This window comes from Collinsella sp. LCP19S3_A6 (assembly GCF_052122015.1).
Taxonomy (GTDB): Bacteria; Actinomycetota; Coriobacteriia; order Coriobacteriales; family Coriobacteriaceae; genus Collinsella.
In genome coordinates this window covers 1-563 of record NZ_JBQKDD010000033.1, presented here as the reverse complement: position 1 = coordinate 563, position 563 = coordinate 1, and the positions used below count along the sequence as shown (strand labels likewise).

Here is a 563-nt window from a genome sequence, read left to right as displayed (position 1 = left end):
GATTATCGCAGCTTGCCGCGTCCTTCATCGGCTCCCTGTGCCAAGGCATCCGCCGTGCGCCCGTGGTATCTTGCGGGACCGCTCCGGGCCCGCGGGATATCCACGTGTCGCTAATATAGATTAATCGATATCATGAATAGCGCTCTCATGTCGCAATTCGGGTATCTCATACCGCGGCACAGCGTGTTCCACTGTGCTCGCGATCAGATGCTCCTCACTCATCAATGAGTGAATTCCTCTTGTTTGGATCGGATGAATGATTGCTATCATTCTTGATTTAATCGCAGAAAAGAATCGAGTCTGGAAGAGGATACTCTTCCATCTCTCTCCTATCGCTATGCGGCTCTCAAGGTACGCGGGTGCGACCCCGGGGACCGGGTGCTGCGGGGACTTCATCCGTGGCGGGACATCTACCGGACGGGCTCCTGCCCTCCATTCGAGTTAAAGTGTTCTCTCTCTAAGAATGTGTCTCCCTAGAAAGGAGGTGATCCAGCCGCACCTTCCGGTACGGCTACCTTGTTACGACTTCACCCCCCTCACCCTCCACACCTTCGGCGCCTCCC

Annotated in this window: 1 rRNA gene; it reads right to left on the bottom strand. The window is 55.6% G+C overall.

The window, feature by feature from the left end:
• Positions 1-477: 477 nt before the first annotated feature.
• Positions 478-563: ribosomal RNA gene (locus ACTQVX_RS08850) — 16S ribosomal RNA — on the bottom strand; the annotation flags it as partial.